This window comes from Paraburkholderia sp. EG286A (assembly GCF_040965375.1).
In the GTDB taxonomy this organism is placed as follows: Bacteria; Pseudomonadota; Gammaproteobacteria; order Burkholderiales; family Burkholderiaceae; genus Paraburkholderia.
The window spans coordinates 61,058-77,127 of sequence record NZ_JBFRCB010000017.1; the positions used below are offsets into that span (position 1 = coordinate 61,058).

The window sequence follows — 16,070 nt, forward strand, 5'->3', positions numbered from 1 at the left end:
GCGCGGCAACCGCAGCGGGGTTGCCCGCGCCTGAAACATCAGGCCATTTCCGGCTGCTTGGCGTGCCACCATTCGTCGACGGCCTGCTTCGCCGTTTGTTCGACGACGCTGAGCGCCATCAGCACATCGATCTTCAGCTTGGGAATGGCAAGCTCCACGGAAGGCAGCCTGGCCGTTTCCACTTGTGCGTCGACACCTTCCATAACCGCGCGGCACAGCCATTGCGTGTCCGTCGCGTCTGCTTTCGCATCGACAGTGACTCGAAAGCCACGATATTCGACTGCCATATACTCTCCCGAAACCTGACAAAACGTAATGCTCGCCCCGCCGGACGGCGGTGAGGGGGCGACTATATCACCACTTTCGTGACGCTTCAGCGAGGTCCACACGAAGTCGCGAAGAAGTCGCGCAAAAACACCGCGCCCGCATTCACGCCCTGTTTTAAGGAGCGATTCTGCGGGCGCAAGAACAATCGGGTCAGTTCGGACTTCCGACTTTCAGCTCGCGAGCGTGGTGCGCATCGAAGCCTTCCGCATCGTCCGCCAGCCGACGATCGCGAGCGAAACGCCCGAGATCACGGCGGCAAGCGAGACGTAATACGCGGGCGCGAGCGTATCGCCCGTTACGTGAATCAGCACTTCGGCAATCGTCGGTGCGAAGCCGCCGAAGAGCGTCACACCAAGGCTATACGCGATGGAAAGCCCCGCCGAGCGCACGCGCACGGGAAAGATCTCCGACATCAGCGCTGGCATCGGGCCCGAATAGGCGGCCTTGAAGATGCCCGCCGCGCCCTGGAGCACGAGCAGCCAGCCGAGCGTAGGGTGCCGCTGCAGCAGCGCGAACATGGGATACGTGAGCGCCGCGAGCAGGATCGACGTGGTCAGCATGATGCGAATGCGGCCGATGCGGTCCGAGAGCGCGCCCATCACCGGCGAAAGCGCGAACTGCAGGCCGCCGTTGAGCACGACCACGCCGAACGAGGTCGCCGCCGCCATGTGGAGCTGCTTCACCGCGTACATCGGCATGTAGAGCTGGAGGATGTACACGCCGACGGTGGACTGCGCAACGATGCCCACCGCGAGCACCAGGTTCACCCATTGGCGCCCGAGCCCCGGCTCATTCGTTGCGCGCGCATCCGCTTCGCTGCGCGCTTGCTGGTTCGCGACGAATTCGGGCGTCTCGTCCAGATGCGAGCGGATGTACCAGCCCACGGGCCCGAGCACGAGCCCGAAGAAGAACGGCACGCGCCAGCCCCACGCCTGCAGCTGCTCGGGCGGCAGCCACCATGCGAGCACGCCGCCGAACGACGCCGCGAGAATCGCGGCCGCGCCCTGGCTCGCGAACTGCCAGCTCGCGTAGTAGCCGCGCTTCGCGGGGCTGTGCTCGACCATGAACGCCGTCGCGCTGCCGAACTCGCCGCCCACCGCGAAGCCCTGCACGAGGCGCGCAAACAGGATCAGGAGCGGCGCGGCGATGCCGATCGACGCATACGGCGGCATGACCGCCATGGCGAGCGTGCCCGCCATCATGAGCGCAATGGCGAGCGTGAGCGCGGCCTTGCGCCCCTTGCGGTCGCCGTAGACGCCCAGCACGATTGCGCCGAGCGGACGCATGAGAAAAGAGATGCCGAAGGTGCCGACCGCCAGCAGCGTGGAAAGCCATTCGTCGTGCACGGGAAAGAACTGCTTCGCGATGATCGGCGCGAAGTAGCCGTAGACGAGAAAGTCGAACCACTCCAGCGCATTGCCGATCGACGAGGAGAACACGATACGGCGCACCATGCCGCGGCTCAGTGGCGTGCCCGTTACCGATGAACCGGTCTCCATGTCAGTCTCCTCCGTTTTTATTTGGTCTACTCATTGTTCGTCGTGAACCGCGAGCGGGGGTTTTCCCGCTCGCGTCCAATACTGCTTGCCGGCTTGCCGCCTAGAAGCCCGCGGCGAGCCCGTCGCGGCGCGTATCGCTCGCGGCCACGTAGCCGCGCTCGGGATCGTTGCGATCGAGCTTCCAGATGAACTGGCCCGAGCCGAAGTCCATGTACGGATCGTCGATGCCCTTGATCTCGTGGCCGAGCCCCTGCAGCGCGCGCGCCGTTTGCGGATTGAAGGTCGATTCGATGTCGAGCGTGAAGTCGCGGTTGACCTTCCAGCGCGGTGCATCGCACGCGGCCTGTGGCTGCTGGCCGTAGTCGAGCATGCGCACGACCGACTGCAGATGCCCTTGCGGCTGCATGTCGCCGCCCATCACGCCAAAGCTCATCACCGCTTCCTGGCGGCCGTCCACCTGTTGCGTGAGGAACGCCGGAATGATGGTGTGGAATGGGCGCTTGCCGCCTGCCACGACGTTGGGCGACGCCGGGTCCATCGAAAAGCCGCAGCCGCGGTTCTGCAGCGCGATACCCGTGCCCGGCACGACTACGCCCGAACCGAAGCCCATGTAGTTCGACTGGATGAAGCTCACCATCATGCCGCGCTCGTCCACGGCGGAGAGATAGATCGTGCCGCCCGAGCGCGGCATGCCGAAATCGAAGTGCGTGGCGCGCTTCGGGTCGATCAGCTTCGCGCGCTCTTTCAGGTAGGCGTCGTCGAGCATCTGCTCGGGCGTGACTTCCATCGAACGCGGATCGGCAACGTAGCGATAGACGTCGGCGAACGCGAGCTTCATGGCCTCGATCTGCAGATGCTGCGATTCGAGGCTGTCGAGCGCGAGCGAGCCCATGTCGAACTGTTCGAGAATGCCGAGCGCGATCAGCGCGGCGATGCCCTGCCCGTTCGGCGGAATCTCGTGCACCGTGTAGCCGCGATAGTTCTTGCCGATCGGCTCGACCCATTCCGGGCGATAGTTGCGCAAGTCGTCCAGCGTGAGCGCCGCGCCGCCTTCGCGCGCAAACGCGGCGATGCGCCCGGCGAGTTCGCCTTCGTAGTAATCGCGCGGACCGCGTTCCGCCAGGCGCCGCAGCGTGGCGGCATGGCCGGGGAAGCACACGCGCTCGCTCACTTCGGGCGCGCGGCCGCGCGGCATGAAGGTGTCGGCAAAGCCCGGCTGATTGTGTAATTCGGGAATCGCGGCCTGCCACTTGCGCGTGACGATGGTCGCCACCGCATGGCCGCGCTCCGCGATCTCGATGGCCGGCTCCATCAGGTCCGCGAACGGCAGCTTGCCGAACTTCGCATGCAGCGCTTCCCAGCCCGCGATCACGCCGGGCACGGTCACCGTGTCCCAGCCGCGTTTGGGCTGCTTCGCGAGACCGTTTTCCTCGCCGTATTTGCGGCGGAAATAATCGACGCTCCACGCGGCCGGCGCATTGCCCGACGCGTTCAGGCCGTGCAGCTTCGCGCCGTCCCACACGAGAGCGAAGCAGTCGCTGCCAAGGCCGTTCGACACCGGCTCGACCACGGTGATGGCGGCGGCGGCGGCGATGGCGGCGTCGACGGCATTCCCGCCTTTCCAGAGCATGCGCAGCCCGGCCTGCGCGGCAAGCGGATGCGATGTCGAAACGATATTGCGGGCGAACACCGGCAGGCGCGGCGTCGGATAGGGGTTTTGCCAGTTGAAGCGCGTCATGGAAGTCCGGATTCCGGTAATGAACGAAAGCAGCAGCACGCGCACGGCCGCACTCAGTTGCGGCGCGCACGGCTCATGTCGATCTATCGATTATCTTGAAGGATCAGTCAAAAAAATATTAATATTTTATTCTCGACACTTAAGTTTTATTTACATGCTAACTCTACGCATGCTGCGCACCTTGCAGGCCGTCGCGCGCAGCGGGTCGTTCGCCACGGCGGCGGAAAAAACGGCGCTCACCCAGGCGGCCGTGAGCCTGCAGATGCGCGGGCTCGAAGAAGCGCTCGGGCGGCAGATCTTCGACCGCCGCGCGCGCCAGGTCGCGCTCACGCGCGAAGGCCGCGAGATCTGCGCGAAGGTCGAGCACATTCTTGCGCTGATCGACGAGCTGCCCGCCAGCGCGGGCGACACGATGCGCGGCTCGATCATCATCGGCGCGGTGGTGTCGGTGATCGGCGCGCTTTCGCTGGCCGTCGCGCATCTGAAAACGGGCCATCCGGAACTCGAAGTACGCCTCACCTCGGCGCGCTCGAACGAACTGGCGCGCATGGTGGAAGACGGCGATGTGGACCTCGCCGTCGTGGTTGGCAGTGCAGACGGTTCGCTTCACGAGTCGCTCGCGTGGTCGCCGCTCTACGAAGAGCCGCTCATGCTCGTGACGAGCCGCGCGACGCCCGGCGACGACGCGCGCCGCATCCTGCGCGAGCGGGGCTTTCTGCGCTTCGACCGGCGCGTGCCGACGGGCGTCGTGATCGACCACGCGTTGCGCGAGCTAGGCATCGAACCGCTCGAATATCTGGAGCTGAACTCGATCGAAACGATCGTCTCGCTGGTGCGCAACGATGTGGGCGTGAGCGTGTTGCCCGTTCTGCAAGGCGGCAAATGGCAGAGCGATCCGCATCTGCGGCTCGTGCCGCTCCCCGGGCGGTCATTCATCCGCACGGTGGGGATGATTCACCGGAAAGCGCACAAGCAGACGCTGCTCACACAAACGATTGCAGACATGCTGCGTCGGTGACAGAACGCGCAACTGCGACCATCTGTCATGCAAATTCCTCAATAGCCTATGAATAGGCGCATCGCGGCCGCACGGCCATGTCGCTAGAGCCGCTCCCGGGTTGACCTGCCTCAACTCGAAAGTAAAATGAAAGCTCAGAAAACAAGAGCAGACGAGGCCACCCGCCTCTGATCGCTCGACAGGCCCCGCTCCCGCTCTTACCCGAGCCCGAGAATTAATTAGCAACCCAAAGTTATTTGCCGGAGAGAAACTCATGAAAGTCAGAACTCGCACCGTTGCCGTCGTCGCCATCGTGGCCAGCGCCCTGTTTGCGGGCCAGGTGTTTGCACAGACCCCCGCACCGGCAAGCCAGCAAGGCCAGCCCGCCACCACGGCGACGCATAACGACCCGATCGTTCAGAAGCGCATGGAAGTTCGCGAGGCCAACCGGCAACAGCGCGCCCGCACAGCGGAGGCGCGCCAGACCTTCAACCAGGAAGCGCGTGACGCCAGGGCCGAGCGCAACCAGTCGGCGCAAGACTCCCGCGCCCGCGCGCAAGCCGCGCTCGACGCGCACTAAGCTCACGCCACCCACGCGTTCGCTCCTGGGCCCGGGGCGCTGGGCTTGTACGCCTGGCGTGGTGCCCGCCACGCCAATCGCGTAAGCTGACGTCGTTGCACGCTCACTCGCGAAGCCCCGCGCTTCGCGCCTCGAAGCGGGATCGACACGGAAAAGCGAACGCTCCATGCAAAGATCGCTCATCGCGCTGGCTGCAGACGGGTTGCAAAAACTGTGCGCCAAGGCGTTGCCGCTATGCGCAATCGCGCTCGCCACAGGTCTTGCCGCGTGTCAGCAGTTACCCCCGCTCGGCGAGCGCACGCAAACCACGGCACTCACGTCAGCCGAAGCGCGATCGACTCAACTCGGCAAAGCCGTAGCGGCCGAACTCGCCACCCATCCCGACTTCACCGGCATCGACCCGCTCGCGAATCCGCTCGACGCCTTCGCCTCGCGCGTGGCGCTCGTGCGCAACGCCCAGCGTACGCTGGACGTCCAGTACTACATCTGGCGCAACGATCTCACCGGTACGCTGTTGCTCGAAGAACTGCGCGAGGCTGCCGACCGCGGCGTGCGCGTGCGCCTGCTGCTCGACGACAACGGCATTCCGTCCTCGCTCGACCCCACGCTCGCGGCGCTCAACGGGCATCCCAACATCGAGGTTCGGCTCTTCAATCCGTTCGTCACGCGCCAACCCAAGGCCATCGGCTTTCTCACCGACTTCTCGCGGCTGAACCGGCGCATGCACAACAAGTCGCTCACGGCTGACGGCGTGGCGACCATTCTTGGCGGCCGCAATATCGGCGACGAATATTTCGGCGCAACCGACGGCGTCGTGTTCGCCGACCTCGACGTGCTCGCGATCGGCCCCGCCGCCACCGATGTCGCAAACGACTTCGACCGCTACTGGGCCAGCGCGTCGTCATTCCCCGCGTCGCAAATCCTGCCGTACACGGCGCCCGACGCACTCGCCACGCTCGATCGCGCGGCGCTTGCCGCGCGCACCGACCCGTCCGCGGCGGAATACATCGAAGCGCTGCGCAAGACCACCGACGTGCGCCGCCTGCTGGACGGCACGCTGCCGCTCGAATGGGCGAAGACGCAACTGGTCAGCGACGACCCGGCGAAAGCGCTGGGCACGGCGCCCAAGGAGTCGCTCATCCTCAGTCAGCTCCACGAGATCGTCGGCGATCCGCACCGCGAACTCGATCTGGTCTCGCCATACTTCGTGCCGGGCGAGGTGGGCACGCAATACTTCACCCAACTCGCCGCCAAAGGCGTGACCGTGCGCGTGCTGACGAACTCGCTCGAAGCCACCGATGTGTCCGCCGTCCATTCCGGCTACGCGCGGCGCCGCGTGGCGCTGCTCAAAGGCGGCGTGGAGCTGTTCGAGCTGCGGCGCGCGGCGGGCGCGAGCAAGGGCTCGGACAAAGCCGCGGGCAAAGGCGCAGGCAGTGGACCGTTTGGCAGCACGGGCTCGAGCCTGCACGCCAAGACCTTCGCCGTGGATGCGGAGCGCGTCTTCGTCGGCTCGGTGAATTTCGACCCGCGCTCGGCCAACCTCAACACCGAACTCGGGCTCGTGATCGACAGCCCCGTGCTCGCCACCCAGATCGAAAAAGCGTTCTGGACGCGCGTGCCGCAGCTCGCCTGGCAGGCGCACCTCGACGAGAACGGCAAGCTCTACTGGACGCGCCTTTCCGACGACACGGTCATCCGCTACGACACCGAGCCCAACACCACATGGAACCAGCGCCTGAGTGTCTGGTTCTTCTCCATCCTGCCTATCGAGTGGCTTTTGTAAGCCACGCATCGACAGGGTTATCCCCAATTTCTCCGAAGTTGTCTATACAACATCATGCGGACATTCCCATCGTCCGCGGCTCGCGGGCGCCCCGTATTTCCCCCCAATGTTCGGAGCCGTCAGTGGCCATGCCTGAATCCGTCGCCAACCTCGAAACCGATGGCCGCAAGATCCTGGAAACGCGCTCGATCGATTACATCCCCGAGTCGGAGCGCCACGGCAGCCTGTTCAGCCAGTTCACGCTCTGGCTTTCCGCGAATCTGCAGGTCACCGCGATCATTACCGGCGCGCTGGCCGTCGTGCTTGGCGGCGACGTCTTCTGGTCGCTCGTCGCGCTGTTGACGGGGCAACTCATAGGCGGCACGGTCATGGCGCTGCACGGCGCGCAAGGCCCGCAGCTCGGCCTGCCCCAGATGATCTCCAGCCGCGTGCAATTCGGCGTCTACGGCGCGGCCATTCCGATCGTGCTCGTCTGCATCATGTACGTCGGCTTTTCCGCGAGCGGCACGGTGCTCGCCGGCCAGGCCACGGCGCAGCTGCTCGACGTTTCCGATACGACGGGCATCTGCCTTTTCGCCGTGCTGATCGTCGTGCTGACGCTGCTCGGCTATCGCTCGATTCACTTCGTCGGGCGCATTGCCAGCGTGATCGGCGTGCTCGCGTTCGTGTTCATGTTCGCGCAGCTGTTTGCGCACCACGATATCGGCGCGCTGCTGGCCAATCGCCATTTTTCGATCGCGAGCTTCCTGCTTTCCATGTCGCTTTCGGCTTCGTGGCAGATCGCATTCGGCCCCTACGTCGCCGATTATTCGCGCTATCTGCCGCACTCGACTTCGCCCGTGCGCACGTTCCTCGCCGTCGGCCTCGGCTCGGTGATCGGCGCGCAGGCGGCGATGGTGTTCGGCGTGTTTGCGGCCGCGCTCGCGGGCCATGCGTTCGCGCACCATGAGGTGGCGTATATCGTGAGCCTTGGCGCGAGCGGCGCGGTCGCCGCGATGCTCTACTTCAGCATCGCCTTCGGCAAGCTCACCGTCACCACGCTCAACGCCTACGGCAGCTTCATGTCGATGGCGACGATCGTGAGCGCGTTTCGCGCGAAGCGCGCGATCTCCACGCGCCACCGTTTCGTCTACATCATCGGCATGGTGAGCGTCTCGACGCTCGTCGCGCTCGCGGGCCGCCACTCGTTTCTCAAGGAATTCACGGCGTTCATCCTGTTTCTGCTCGCGTTCTTCACGCCGTGGAGCGCGATCAACCTGGTGGACTTCTACTGCTTCACGCGCTCGCGCTACGACGTGCCGGCGCTCTCGAACCCCGATGGCCGCTACGGCCGCTGGAACGCCAAGGCGATCGGCATCTACGTGCTCGGCGTGCTGGTGCAGATGCCGTTCATCTCGACGAGCTTCTATACCGGCCCCTTCGTCGATGCACTCGGCGGCACGGACATCTCGTGGATTCTCGGCCTGATCGTGCCTGGCGTGCTCTACTACGCCGCCATGCGCCTCACGCCGCCGGTCATTCCGGAACGTCTGATCCTGCCGGTCGAGCAGGATTGACCCGTGCGGCGCAGCGCGCCGCCGAAGCCCGGCTTACGAACCGAGTTGGACGTATCTGCTCGCCTCGGCGAGGAGCCATGCCTCGAATCCCTGCAGTTGAGGCGAATGCTGCTTTTGCTCGGGATAAACCAGGTAGTATCCCTTGTCGCTGGTTAGCGAAAGCTTGCAAGGCAGGAGCAATTCGCCAATGGCTAGCTCGTGCGAAACAAAGAAGCGCGGCACGAGCGCGATTCCCAGCCCTGCGCGCGCCGCTTCCACCAGCATCGAAAACAGTTCGTAACGCTGGCCTTGCATGCAATCGGCGTCGTGAATGCCGGCCTGTGCGAACCAATGCCGCCACGCGTCCGGCCGCGCCGACTGATGCAGCAGCGTGAACTCCGACACTTCACGGGGTTCCAGCGACACCCTTCCCTTTAGCAGCTGCGGACTGCATACAGGCGTCATCTCCTCCCCGAAGAGGTACCTGGCAATCGAGCCAGGCCAGACAGGGTCGCCAAAGTGAATGGCCGCGTCGAACAGGGTATCGGTGAAGAGGAACGGCTCTGCCCGGGTCGCCAGATTCACCGTCACGTGCTTGTGCTCTGCATAGAAGAGCGGGAGACGCGGAATCAGCCAGCGCGTGGCGAATGTCGGAATCACTGCGAGTTCAAGGATGCCGCCGGCCTCACGGTGCGCCATGGCGGCCAGCGTGTCGCGCTCCATCCTTGCAAGGTTGTCACGCACCTGCCGGGCGTAGATTTCGCCAATCTCGGTCAGGCTCAGCCGTTTCTTGACGCGATTGAAAAGCGGCACGCCCAAATACTCCTCGAGCGCCGCCACCTGCCGCCCCACTGCGCTTTGGGTCAGCGCCAATTCGTCTGCACTACGGGTAAAACTCAGGTGCCTCGCCGCCGCCTCGAATGCGATCAACGCTTCCATACCCGGAATCTTTCTTCTCACGTTCCTTCCTCAAACGCACAACGTTGCGAGTTTATATCGTTTGCATGGCGCGAACCACGTAGCAACAATGTCTCCATGTGCTCCCCTGGTCATCGCCGCTACCTGTGGATTCCCGCAGGATCGCCGCGTTGACCCGGAAGTGAAATCGCTCCCGCGTATAGCGGACGCATTACGACCGCGCGGATCAGCAGATTCCGGCATTCCTCGAATGTCAGTCATTCAGTATTCCATATCAATACATCCTACCACTGAAGGAACGATCCATGGCCTCCGATTCTCTTCCTGCAAAGTTCAAACCTTATACCCGGCAGACGATCAGCCAGGCTCCGCAATGGCAGACGCTTCCTGAAGCGCTCCGGGAAGCTGTGCAGGTGGTCTCCCGTGTCATGCCGTTTCGCACGAATCAGTACGTCATGGATGAATTGATCGACTGGACCAATGTTCCGGACGATCCCATCTATCGGCTCACGTTTCCCCATGAGGACATGCTTTCGCCTTCCGACTATGCAAACTTGAGAGACCTGGTATTGGTCAAGAAGGACGAGGCAGCTATCGAAGAATCGGTGCGCCAGATCCGCCTGTCCATGAACCCGCATCCAGCCGGCCAGTTGACGCATAACGTCCCTTTCATGGACGGGCAGCCGGTGCGTGGACTGCAGCACAAGTACAAGGAGACGGTGCTCTTCTTCCCGAGCGCAGGCCAGACATGTCATGCATACTGCACCTTCTGTTTCCGCTGGCCGCAATTTGTCGGCATGGACGATCTCAAGTTCGACGCCAGGGAGTCGAACGAACTCGTCGCCTATCTCAAGCTGCATCCCGAGGTCACCGATGTTCTGATCACCGGCGGCGACCCGCTCATCATGAACACGCGTTCGCTCGCAGGCTATATCGAGCCGCTGCTTGTGCCGGAGCTTTCGCATATCCAGAACATTCGCATCGGCACCAAATCTGTCGCCTACTGGCCTCAGCGATTCGTGACCGACAAGGACTCCGACGATCTGTTGCGCCTGTTCGAAAAGGTCGTTGCGTCGGGCAAGAATCTCGCGATCATGGGCCACTACAATCATCCGGCCGAGTTGCGGACTCCCATTGCGCAGCGCGCGGTCAAACGGATCGTTTCGTCGGGCGCCACGCTGCGCATGCAGGCGCCGCTCATCCGTCACATCAACGAAGATCCCAAAGGCTGGGCTGAGTTGTGGACGACAGGCGTTCGTCTGGGCGCTATCCCCTACTACATGTTTGTCGAGCGGGATACCGGACCCAGCCACTATTTCCAGTTGCCACTGGCCCGAGCCTACGAAGTCTTCCAGGCCGCATATCAGTCGGTATCGGGTCTGGCGCGCACGGTTCGCGGCCCCTCGATGAGCGCCTTCCCCGGCAAGGTCGTCGTAGACGGAATTGTCACGATCGGTGGCGAAAAGGTGTTTGCCCTGCAGTTCCTGCAGGCACGCAATCCTGACTGGGTGCGTCGTCCCTTCTACGCCCGCTTCGATCCCACGGCAACCTGGCTTGACGATCTCGTACCCGCTTTCGGCGCAACGAAGTTCTTCTTCGAAAACGACCACGACGCGCCGCGCAAGACACTGCAACTGGTCGCGCGGCATTCCGGACGCTATATCCCGGGATCTTCAGACGAGAGCCAGCGCGCCGTCGCGGCCGAAGCATGAATGTCTTTCACATACGTTTCCAGGAGATCCCATGGCCTACGTGGTAACGGAAGCCTGCATCCGATGCAGATACACCGATTGCGTCGAAGTATGCCCGACCGATTGCTTCCGCGAGGGTCCGAACTTTCTCGTGATCGACCCTGACGAGTGCATTGATTGTGGCGTTTGCGCGCCGGAGTGCCCGATTGATGCCATCGTATCGGCCGACGAGATCGACGAGAGCCAGCGTCAGTTTGTCGACCTCAATATCGCATTGGCCAAGCAGTGGCCTGCGATCACCGCCAGGCAACCCGCGCTGCCGGATGCGGAGGACTGGAGGGATGTTCACCCCAAGTTGCAGCATCTCGCGAGGGAACGCGTCATGAGTTAGCGGGGCTGAAGATGGCGACCGATTCCTGCACGGTCGCCACCTCTTCCGTTCGATGGTCAGGAGCCTATGACCGCAGTTCCCGTTAGCAGTACGCCGGCTCTCACCTCCCTTGCGAAAACCACTTGCCATATATTCGCTCGCAGGTTCCATCCTCGTACATGGCGAGTAGCGTCTCGTTGATCGTCTTGCGCGTCATATACGATCGCATCCACAGTGCCTTGAGTGATCATACGAAAACCATCTGCCGCGTTGTTCACATCCACGTATGGCAGGCCACGTTCGGTAAGGTAATCGGCCGCGACCGTTCCAGGCACCGTAGCGATCTTCTTGCCGCAAATCCAGACGTCAAACCCGGAAATCCGCGGCCATGTCCTCGTCGCTTCGCGCTTCGAGTCTTCCAGACCGGCATGCACCCATAAACGCCTTGTAGTCGGCTTCGTTTTGCGCGGCACAGGCCATTGCGTATTCGGTCAGCGCTTCGGCCATACGGTCGCCACTTCCAAGATATGCGGCGATCTCAACTGCCTTTCCGCTCGCCTTCGCGTGAGCACGCGCGAGCGCCCAACCGCAAATGCGCGCATAGCCTTGCATGACGGTCGTACTCATACGCTCCACTTCCGCCGATACCTTCATGTCGCGCAGTTGCCGGAAATAAAAGGTCCTGCCCGCGGGTCCCGAGGTCCAGCCGAGGAACGAATCGCTCGCCGCCTGCAGCAGGCGCTGCCCGACAACCACACGCTGCCCCTGGTGATCGAGACCCTTCGCCTCGAAATATCGGGCGATCACCGAAGGCCGCGCCTCCTTGACCTGCAGGAACAGCGGTGTGCCGTGGCTGTCGACGAACAACATCACCAGGCAAAAGGTGCCGACACTTCCCACGCCCACGACCTTGAACGCGATATCGTGAAGTTCGTACTGGTCGATCAGCAGGCGGCGATCGGCTGGAAGCGTGTCGAGGTATGCATCGAAAGCCTCGGCAAGTTTGCCTTGCCAGGCCTCGGTGTCGGTCCAGTTGCTTTCCTTGCCAAGCAGTGAATTGGGCCCGGTGGGATGAAACAGTGCGGGCGGCGCGTCCTGAATCGTCCACTTTCCGTTGACCTGTGTCGCCATTTTGGCCAGCACACTTTCGTGTGTTCGTGTCGCCGCCTTTTTTGATGTTTTGGCGAGGAGACTGCGACCCTCTTCGGTTTTTGCCATCGCCATCATCCGTTCGAAGCTGATGATCTCGTGCCACAGATCCAGGGAGCTGTATTCCGAGTATTCGCGCATGCGCTCGGTGTACTCGTGCACAGCGCTCCAGACGAGCTCGCCGATCGGGCCTCGCCCCAATCCCATGTGCTCGCCGGCAACCGCAAAGCTCCCCACGAGCCGCTTCAGGTCCCATTCCCATGGCCCCGGCGCGACTTCGTCGAAGTCGTTCAGGTCGAACACGAGTTGCCGCTCTGGCGTCGCGAAGCCCCCGAAGTTCATGAGGTGTGCGTCGCCGCAAATGGGAAAGGCAATACCCGAATTGACCGTGCTGGCAAGGTCGTGGGCCTGAATGATTGCGGTGCCACGAAAGAACGTGAATGGCGAGAGTGACATCCGGCCATAGCGCAACGGTACGAGCGCTTCGACCCGGCCCAAGCTACTGGCCTCGAGAAGCTCGATTGGATCGCGTTTCGTATTGCCGATCTCCGCGTGCTGGGACCGCTTTGCGCGTTCGCGCGCCTGGCGACCCATCGCCTGTCTTTCCGCAAGAATTTGCGTGGTCGCCATTTGCACACCTCGTTCGGGTTAAGTCGCCGAAACACACGAATCGCACCAGACGCGATGGCGTCGTGCGTATGCCCAATTCCAGATGCCAGTCTGACAATGCGATCCAGTCTAGCATCGAGTCGTTCGTTGTACTTTCATATTTGACGCAAAGGCGCGCTATCGAAACCGGAGCGGACGCGGCCCGGAATTGCCTTGTGGAAGTGCGCATCGGAAATGCACACACCCGAATAAAGGGAGCGCTATTTCTGGTAGCTTGCGCAGTGGTTGTGTGAGCATTCAGGACGTATGCAATCTTCCATCTGAACGCGAAATACTCAAGAGGACGATATGGCCGATCAGGACGACGTAAACACAGCGCGAAGGATGCTGACCGTACTCGGCGGCGCGTTACCGCTTGCCTGTGCAACGTTGGCGGCAGCGCTCCATGATCACCGGACGAATCAGTCCGGACATCTCGGCAAGCCCTACAGGTCGCGGCGCGGGTTCTATCTGCAAGCCGGGACCCCGAGATCAAAACGTTTTGCTCTCTACTGCGACCGATACGGAGCGGGACGTCATCGGCCCGTTCTTTGAGTGGCGGCGAAATGGGGTACCTGCCCGCAACAACTGGAATCGCTCGACCAACAACGCGCAGACCGGCCTTGACGCCTTCGACCTCGTTGTACATCCGCGCCTACTGGGGAAAACAGCCGATTCTCGACGCATCGTGGAAACCACCCCAGATCCGCAAGCACGCCTGACGTCGGCATGCAATAACTTGCTGGCCACACATGCCGTTCAACCCGCGCGGGGTTGAACGGCAGGAAAGAATCAACTCTCTCAAAAGGATTCGAGATGACGCAACTCGTACACCATCCCGCGTACCTCTTCATCCTGTTGATCGTGCTACTGTCCGCGGCGGCCGCACTCGGGGCAATTGGTCTGCTACGCCTGATCCCGCTTTCGGAGGACGCGCGCGACAACTACACTGTTGTTCAGGGAGCCACGCTTACGCTGCTTGCACTCCTGATTGGGTTCACGCTCTCGATGGCTGTGAGCCGCTACGACCAGCGCAAGAATTACGAGGAAGAAGAAGCGAACGCTATAGGGACCCAGTACCTGCGGGTGGAACTACTCGGCGAACCACGAGCCGCGAAAGTCAAGGCGCTGCTCCACGACTATGTGCAACTGCGCATTGATTACTACAAGACGCGCGACGCACGCGAACTGGAAATCATCAACGGGAAGACCGCTGAACTTCAGGGCCAGTTATGGGCGAGCGTGCGGGAGGCCGCTATCGCGCAACCCACTCCGATTGCGGCGCTCGTCGTAGCCGGAATGAACGACGTCATCAATACCCAGGGCTATACGCAAGCGGCATGGCTGAATCGCATTCCGGTTTCCGCATGGGCGCTGATGATCGCCATAGCGTTCTTCAGCAACCTGATGCAGGGGTATGGCGTGCGCGGCGCGACCGGGCGGCGCGTATTGTTGTTCGTACTGCCCATCACGGTATCGCTGTCGCTTTCACTCATCGCCGACATTGATAGCCCTCGCGGCGGGCTCATCCGCGTGGTTCCGCAGAATCTCATCAGCTTGCAGCAGTCACTCCCGACGAACTGACTTCAACGTCGAGGCACGCCATTCCACGACACCCACCTACCGCGCCGGGTATAAACCAAGACGTCCGCTAGCTAGTCCAGACGAGACGTTCGTCGCGACCGCGCTCCTCCGACCGTTATGGGTCCATCTTCGGTCGCGCGTAAGACCAGGATTTGCGACGCCCAAACGCCAGAACCCCGGCGCTCTTTCGGAGACACCGGGGTTCTGGACGTTACAGCATAAGGAGCCTGACGATTACCTACTTTCACACGGGCAATCCGCACTATCATCGGCGTGGAGCTGTTTCACGGTCCTGTTCGGGATGGGAAGGGGTGGGACCAGCTCGCTATGGTCATCAGGCATGACGGGTTGCTGCGTCGCGGTTTTGCTCGCGCCACAGCCAATCGGGAAGAAGCGTAAAGAGGTGTTGCTGAATTGGGGTTGTGTTGTTTCCGGCACAACACGCGATCTCTCAACCTGTGCGTCCTGCCCATCCGCGCGGGAGGGAGGCACACCTGTTATAGGATCAAGCCTTACGGGCAATTAGTATCAGTTAGCTTAACGCATTACTGCGCTTCCACACCTGACCTATCAACGTCCTGGTCTCGAACGACCCTTCAAGGGGATCTAGTCCCCGGGGAAGTCTCATCTTGAGGCGAGTTTCCCGCTTAGATGCTTTCAGCGGTTATCTCTTCCGAACATAGCTACCCGGCGATGCGACTGGCGTCACAACCGGTACACCAGAGGTTCGTCCACTCCGGTCCTCTCGTACTAGGAGCAGGCCCCCTCAAACTTCCAGCGCCCACGGCAGATAGGGACCAAACTGTCTCACGACGTTTTAAACCCAGCTCACGTACCTCTTTAAATGGCGAACAGCCATACCCTTGGGACCGGCTACAGCCCCAGGATGAGATGAGCCGACATCGAGGTGCCAAACACCGCCGTCGATATGAACTCTTGGGCGGTATCAGCCTGTTATCCCCAGAGTACCTTTTATCCGTTGAGCGATGGCCCTTCCATACAGAACCACCGGATCACTATGACCTGCTTTCGCACCTGTTCGACTTGTGGGTCTCACAGTCAAGCACGCTTATGCCATTGCACTATCAGCACGATTTCCGACCGTACCTAGCGTACCTTCGTACTCCTCCGTTACCCTTTGGGAGGAGACCGCCCCAGTCAAACTGCCTACCATGCACTGTCCCCGATCCGGATCACGGACCAAGGTTAGAACCTCAAACAGATCAGGGTGGTATTTCAAGGACGGCTCCA

The 16,070-nt window shown here is 62.1% G+C and carries 14 protein-coding genes and 2 rRNA genes; 8 read left to right on the forward strand and 8 right to left on the reverse strand.

What is annotated here, in order from left to right; translation table 11 throughout:
• Nucleotides 1-38: 38 nt before the first annotated feature.
• The 3 genes from AB4Y35_RS40625 to AB4Y35_RS40635 all read right to left on the reverse strand — a co-directional run bounded on the left by AB4Y35_RS40625 (nucleotide 39) and on the right by AB4Y35_RS40635 (nucleotide 3,564).
• Nucleotides 39-389 (reverse strand): hypothetical protein, encoded by a 351-nt coding sequence (locus AB4Y35_RS40625; RefSeq protein WP_368708704.1) that lies wholly within the window; start codon nucleotides 387-389, stop codon nucleotides 39-41.
• 108 nt (nucleotides 390-497) lie between these two features.
• The gene (locus AB4Y35_RS40630) at nucleotides 498-1,826 is read right to left on the reverse strand and encodes an MFS transporter (protein ID WP_368708705.1); all 1,329 of its coding nucleotides are present in this window, start codon (nucleotides 1,824-1,826) and stop codon (nucleotides 498-500) included.
• Nucleotides 1,827-1,926: 100 nt separating this feature from the next.
• Entirely contained in the window at nucleotides 1,927-3,564 is a 1,638-nt protein-coding gene (locus AB4Y35_RS40635) for a gamma-glutamyltransferase family protein (protein ID WP_368708706.1), read from the reverse strand.
• Nucleotides 3,565-3,718: 154 nt separating this feature from the next.
• On the opposite strand from AB4Y35_RS40635, the gene AB4Y35_RS40640 reads away from it, so the two are divergent.
• The 4 genes from AB4Y35_RS40640 to AB4Y35_RS40655 all read left to right on the forward strand — a co-directional run bounded on the left by AB4Y35_RS40640 (nucleotide 3,719) and on the right by AB4Y35_RS40655 (nucleotide 8,480).
• Nucleotides 3,719-4,582: a LysR substrate-binding domain-containing protein gene (locus AB4Y35_RS40640; protein WP_368692412.1), complete on the forward strand. Its 864-nt coding sequence runs from the start codon at nucleotides 3,719-3,721 to the stop codon at nucleotides 4,580-4,582.
• A 253-nt stretch (nucleotides 4,583-4,835) separates the two neighbouring features.
• Nucleotides 4,836-5,141: a hypothetical protein gene (locus tag AB4Y35_RS40645; protein ID WP_368708707.1), complete on the forward strand. Its 306-nt coding sequence runs from the start codon at nucleotides 4,836-4,838 to the stop codon at nucleotides 5,139-5,141.
• Nucleotides 5,142-5,307: 166 nt separating this feature from the next.
• Nucleotides 5,308-6,924, forward strand: coding sequence for a phospholipase D family protein (locus AB4Y35_RS40650; protein WP_368708708.1), 1,617 nt, complete (start codon nucleotides 5,308-5,310; stop codon nucleotides 6,922-6,924).
• A 128-nt stretch (nucleotides 6,925-7,052) separates the two neighbouring features.
• Entirely contained in the window at nucleotides 7,053-8,480 is a 1,428-nt protein-coding gene (locus AB4Y35_RS40655) for a cytosine permease (protein WP_368708709.1), read from the forward strand.
• A gap of 33 nt (nucleotides 8,481-8,513) precedes the next feature.
• On the opposite strand, the gene AB4Y35_RS40660 is transcribed toward AB4Y35_RS40655, so the two are convergent.
• Entirely contained in the window at nucleotides 8,514-9,398 is an 885-nt protein-coding gene (locus AB4Y35_RS40660; RefSeq protein WP_368692401.1) for a LysR family transcriptional regulator, read from the reverse strand.
• Nucleotides 9,399-9,682: 284 nt separating this feature from the next.
• Here AB4Y35_RS40660 and AB4Y35_RS40665 point away from each other — a divergent pair, with 284 nt between their 5' ends.
• Both AB4Y35_RS40665 and fdxA read left to right on the forward strand, forming a co-directional pair.
• Nucleotides 9,683-11,089, forward strand: coding sequence for a KamA family radical SAM protein (locus AB4Y35_RS40665; protein WP_368708710.1), 1,407 nt, complete (start codon nucleotides 9,683-9,685; stop codon nucleotides 11,087-11,089).
• Nucleotides 11,090-11,120: 31 nt separating this feature from the next.
• Complete coding sequence (gene fdxA, locus AB4Y35_RS40670; RefSeq protein WP_368708711.1) at nucleotides 11,121-11,459, forward strand: ferredoxin FdxA; 339 nt, start codon at nucleotides 11,121-11,123, stop codon at nucleotides 11,457-11,459.
• Nucleotides 11,460-11,515: 56 nt separating this feature from the next.
• On the opposite strand, the gene AB4Y35_RS40675 is transcribed toward fdxA, so the two are convergent.
• Nucleotides 11,516-11,911 (reverse strand): transporter substrate-binding domain-containing protein, encoded by a 396-nt coding sequence (locus AB4Y35_RS40675; RefSeq protein WP_368708712.1) that lies wholly within the window; start codon nucleotides 11,909-11,911, stop codon nucleotides 11,516-11,518.
• Nucleotides 11,805-13,217: a DUF2252 domain-containing protein gene (locus AB4Y35_RS40680; RefSeq protein WP_368708713.1), complete on the reverse strand. Its 1,413-nt coding sequence runs from the start codon at nucleotides 13,215-13,217 to the stop codon at nucleotides 11,805-11,807. The genes AB4Y35_RS40675 and AB4Y35_RS40680 overlap by 107 nt, the downstream gene beginning before the upstream one ends.
• Before the next feature lie 424 nt (nucleotides 13,218-13,641).
• Here AB4Y35_RS40680 and AB4Y35_RS40685 point away from each other — a divergent pair, with 424 nt between their 5' ends.
• Nucleotides 13,642-14,013 (forward strand): hypothetical protein, encoded by a 372-nt coding sequence (locus tag AB4Y35_RS40685; RefSeq protein ID WP_368708714.1) that lies wholly within the window; start codon nucleotides 13,642-13,644, stop codon nucleotides 14,011-14,013.
• A 38-nt stretch (nucleotides 14,014-14,051) separates the two neighbouring features.
• A complete protein-coding gene (locus AB4Y35_RS40690; RefSeq protein WP_368708723.1) occupies nucleotides 14,052-14,819 on the forward strand; it encodes a hypothetical protein in 768 nt (255 codons plus the stop codon).
• A gap of 225 nt (nucleotides 14,820-15,044) precedes the next feature.
• Here AB4Y35_RS40690 and rrf read toward each other — a convergent pair.
• Nucleotides 15,045-15,158: ribosomal RNA gene (rrf, locus tag AB4Y35_RS40695) — 5S ribosomal RNA — on the reverse strand.
• 162 nt (nucleotides 15,159-15,320) lie between these two features.
• Nucleotides 15,321-16,070 (reverse strand): 23S ribosomal RNA (locus AB4Y35_RS40700); the annotation flags it as partial.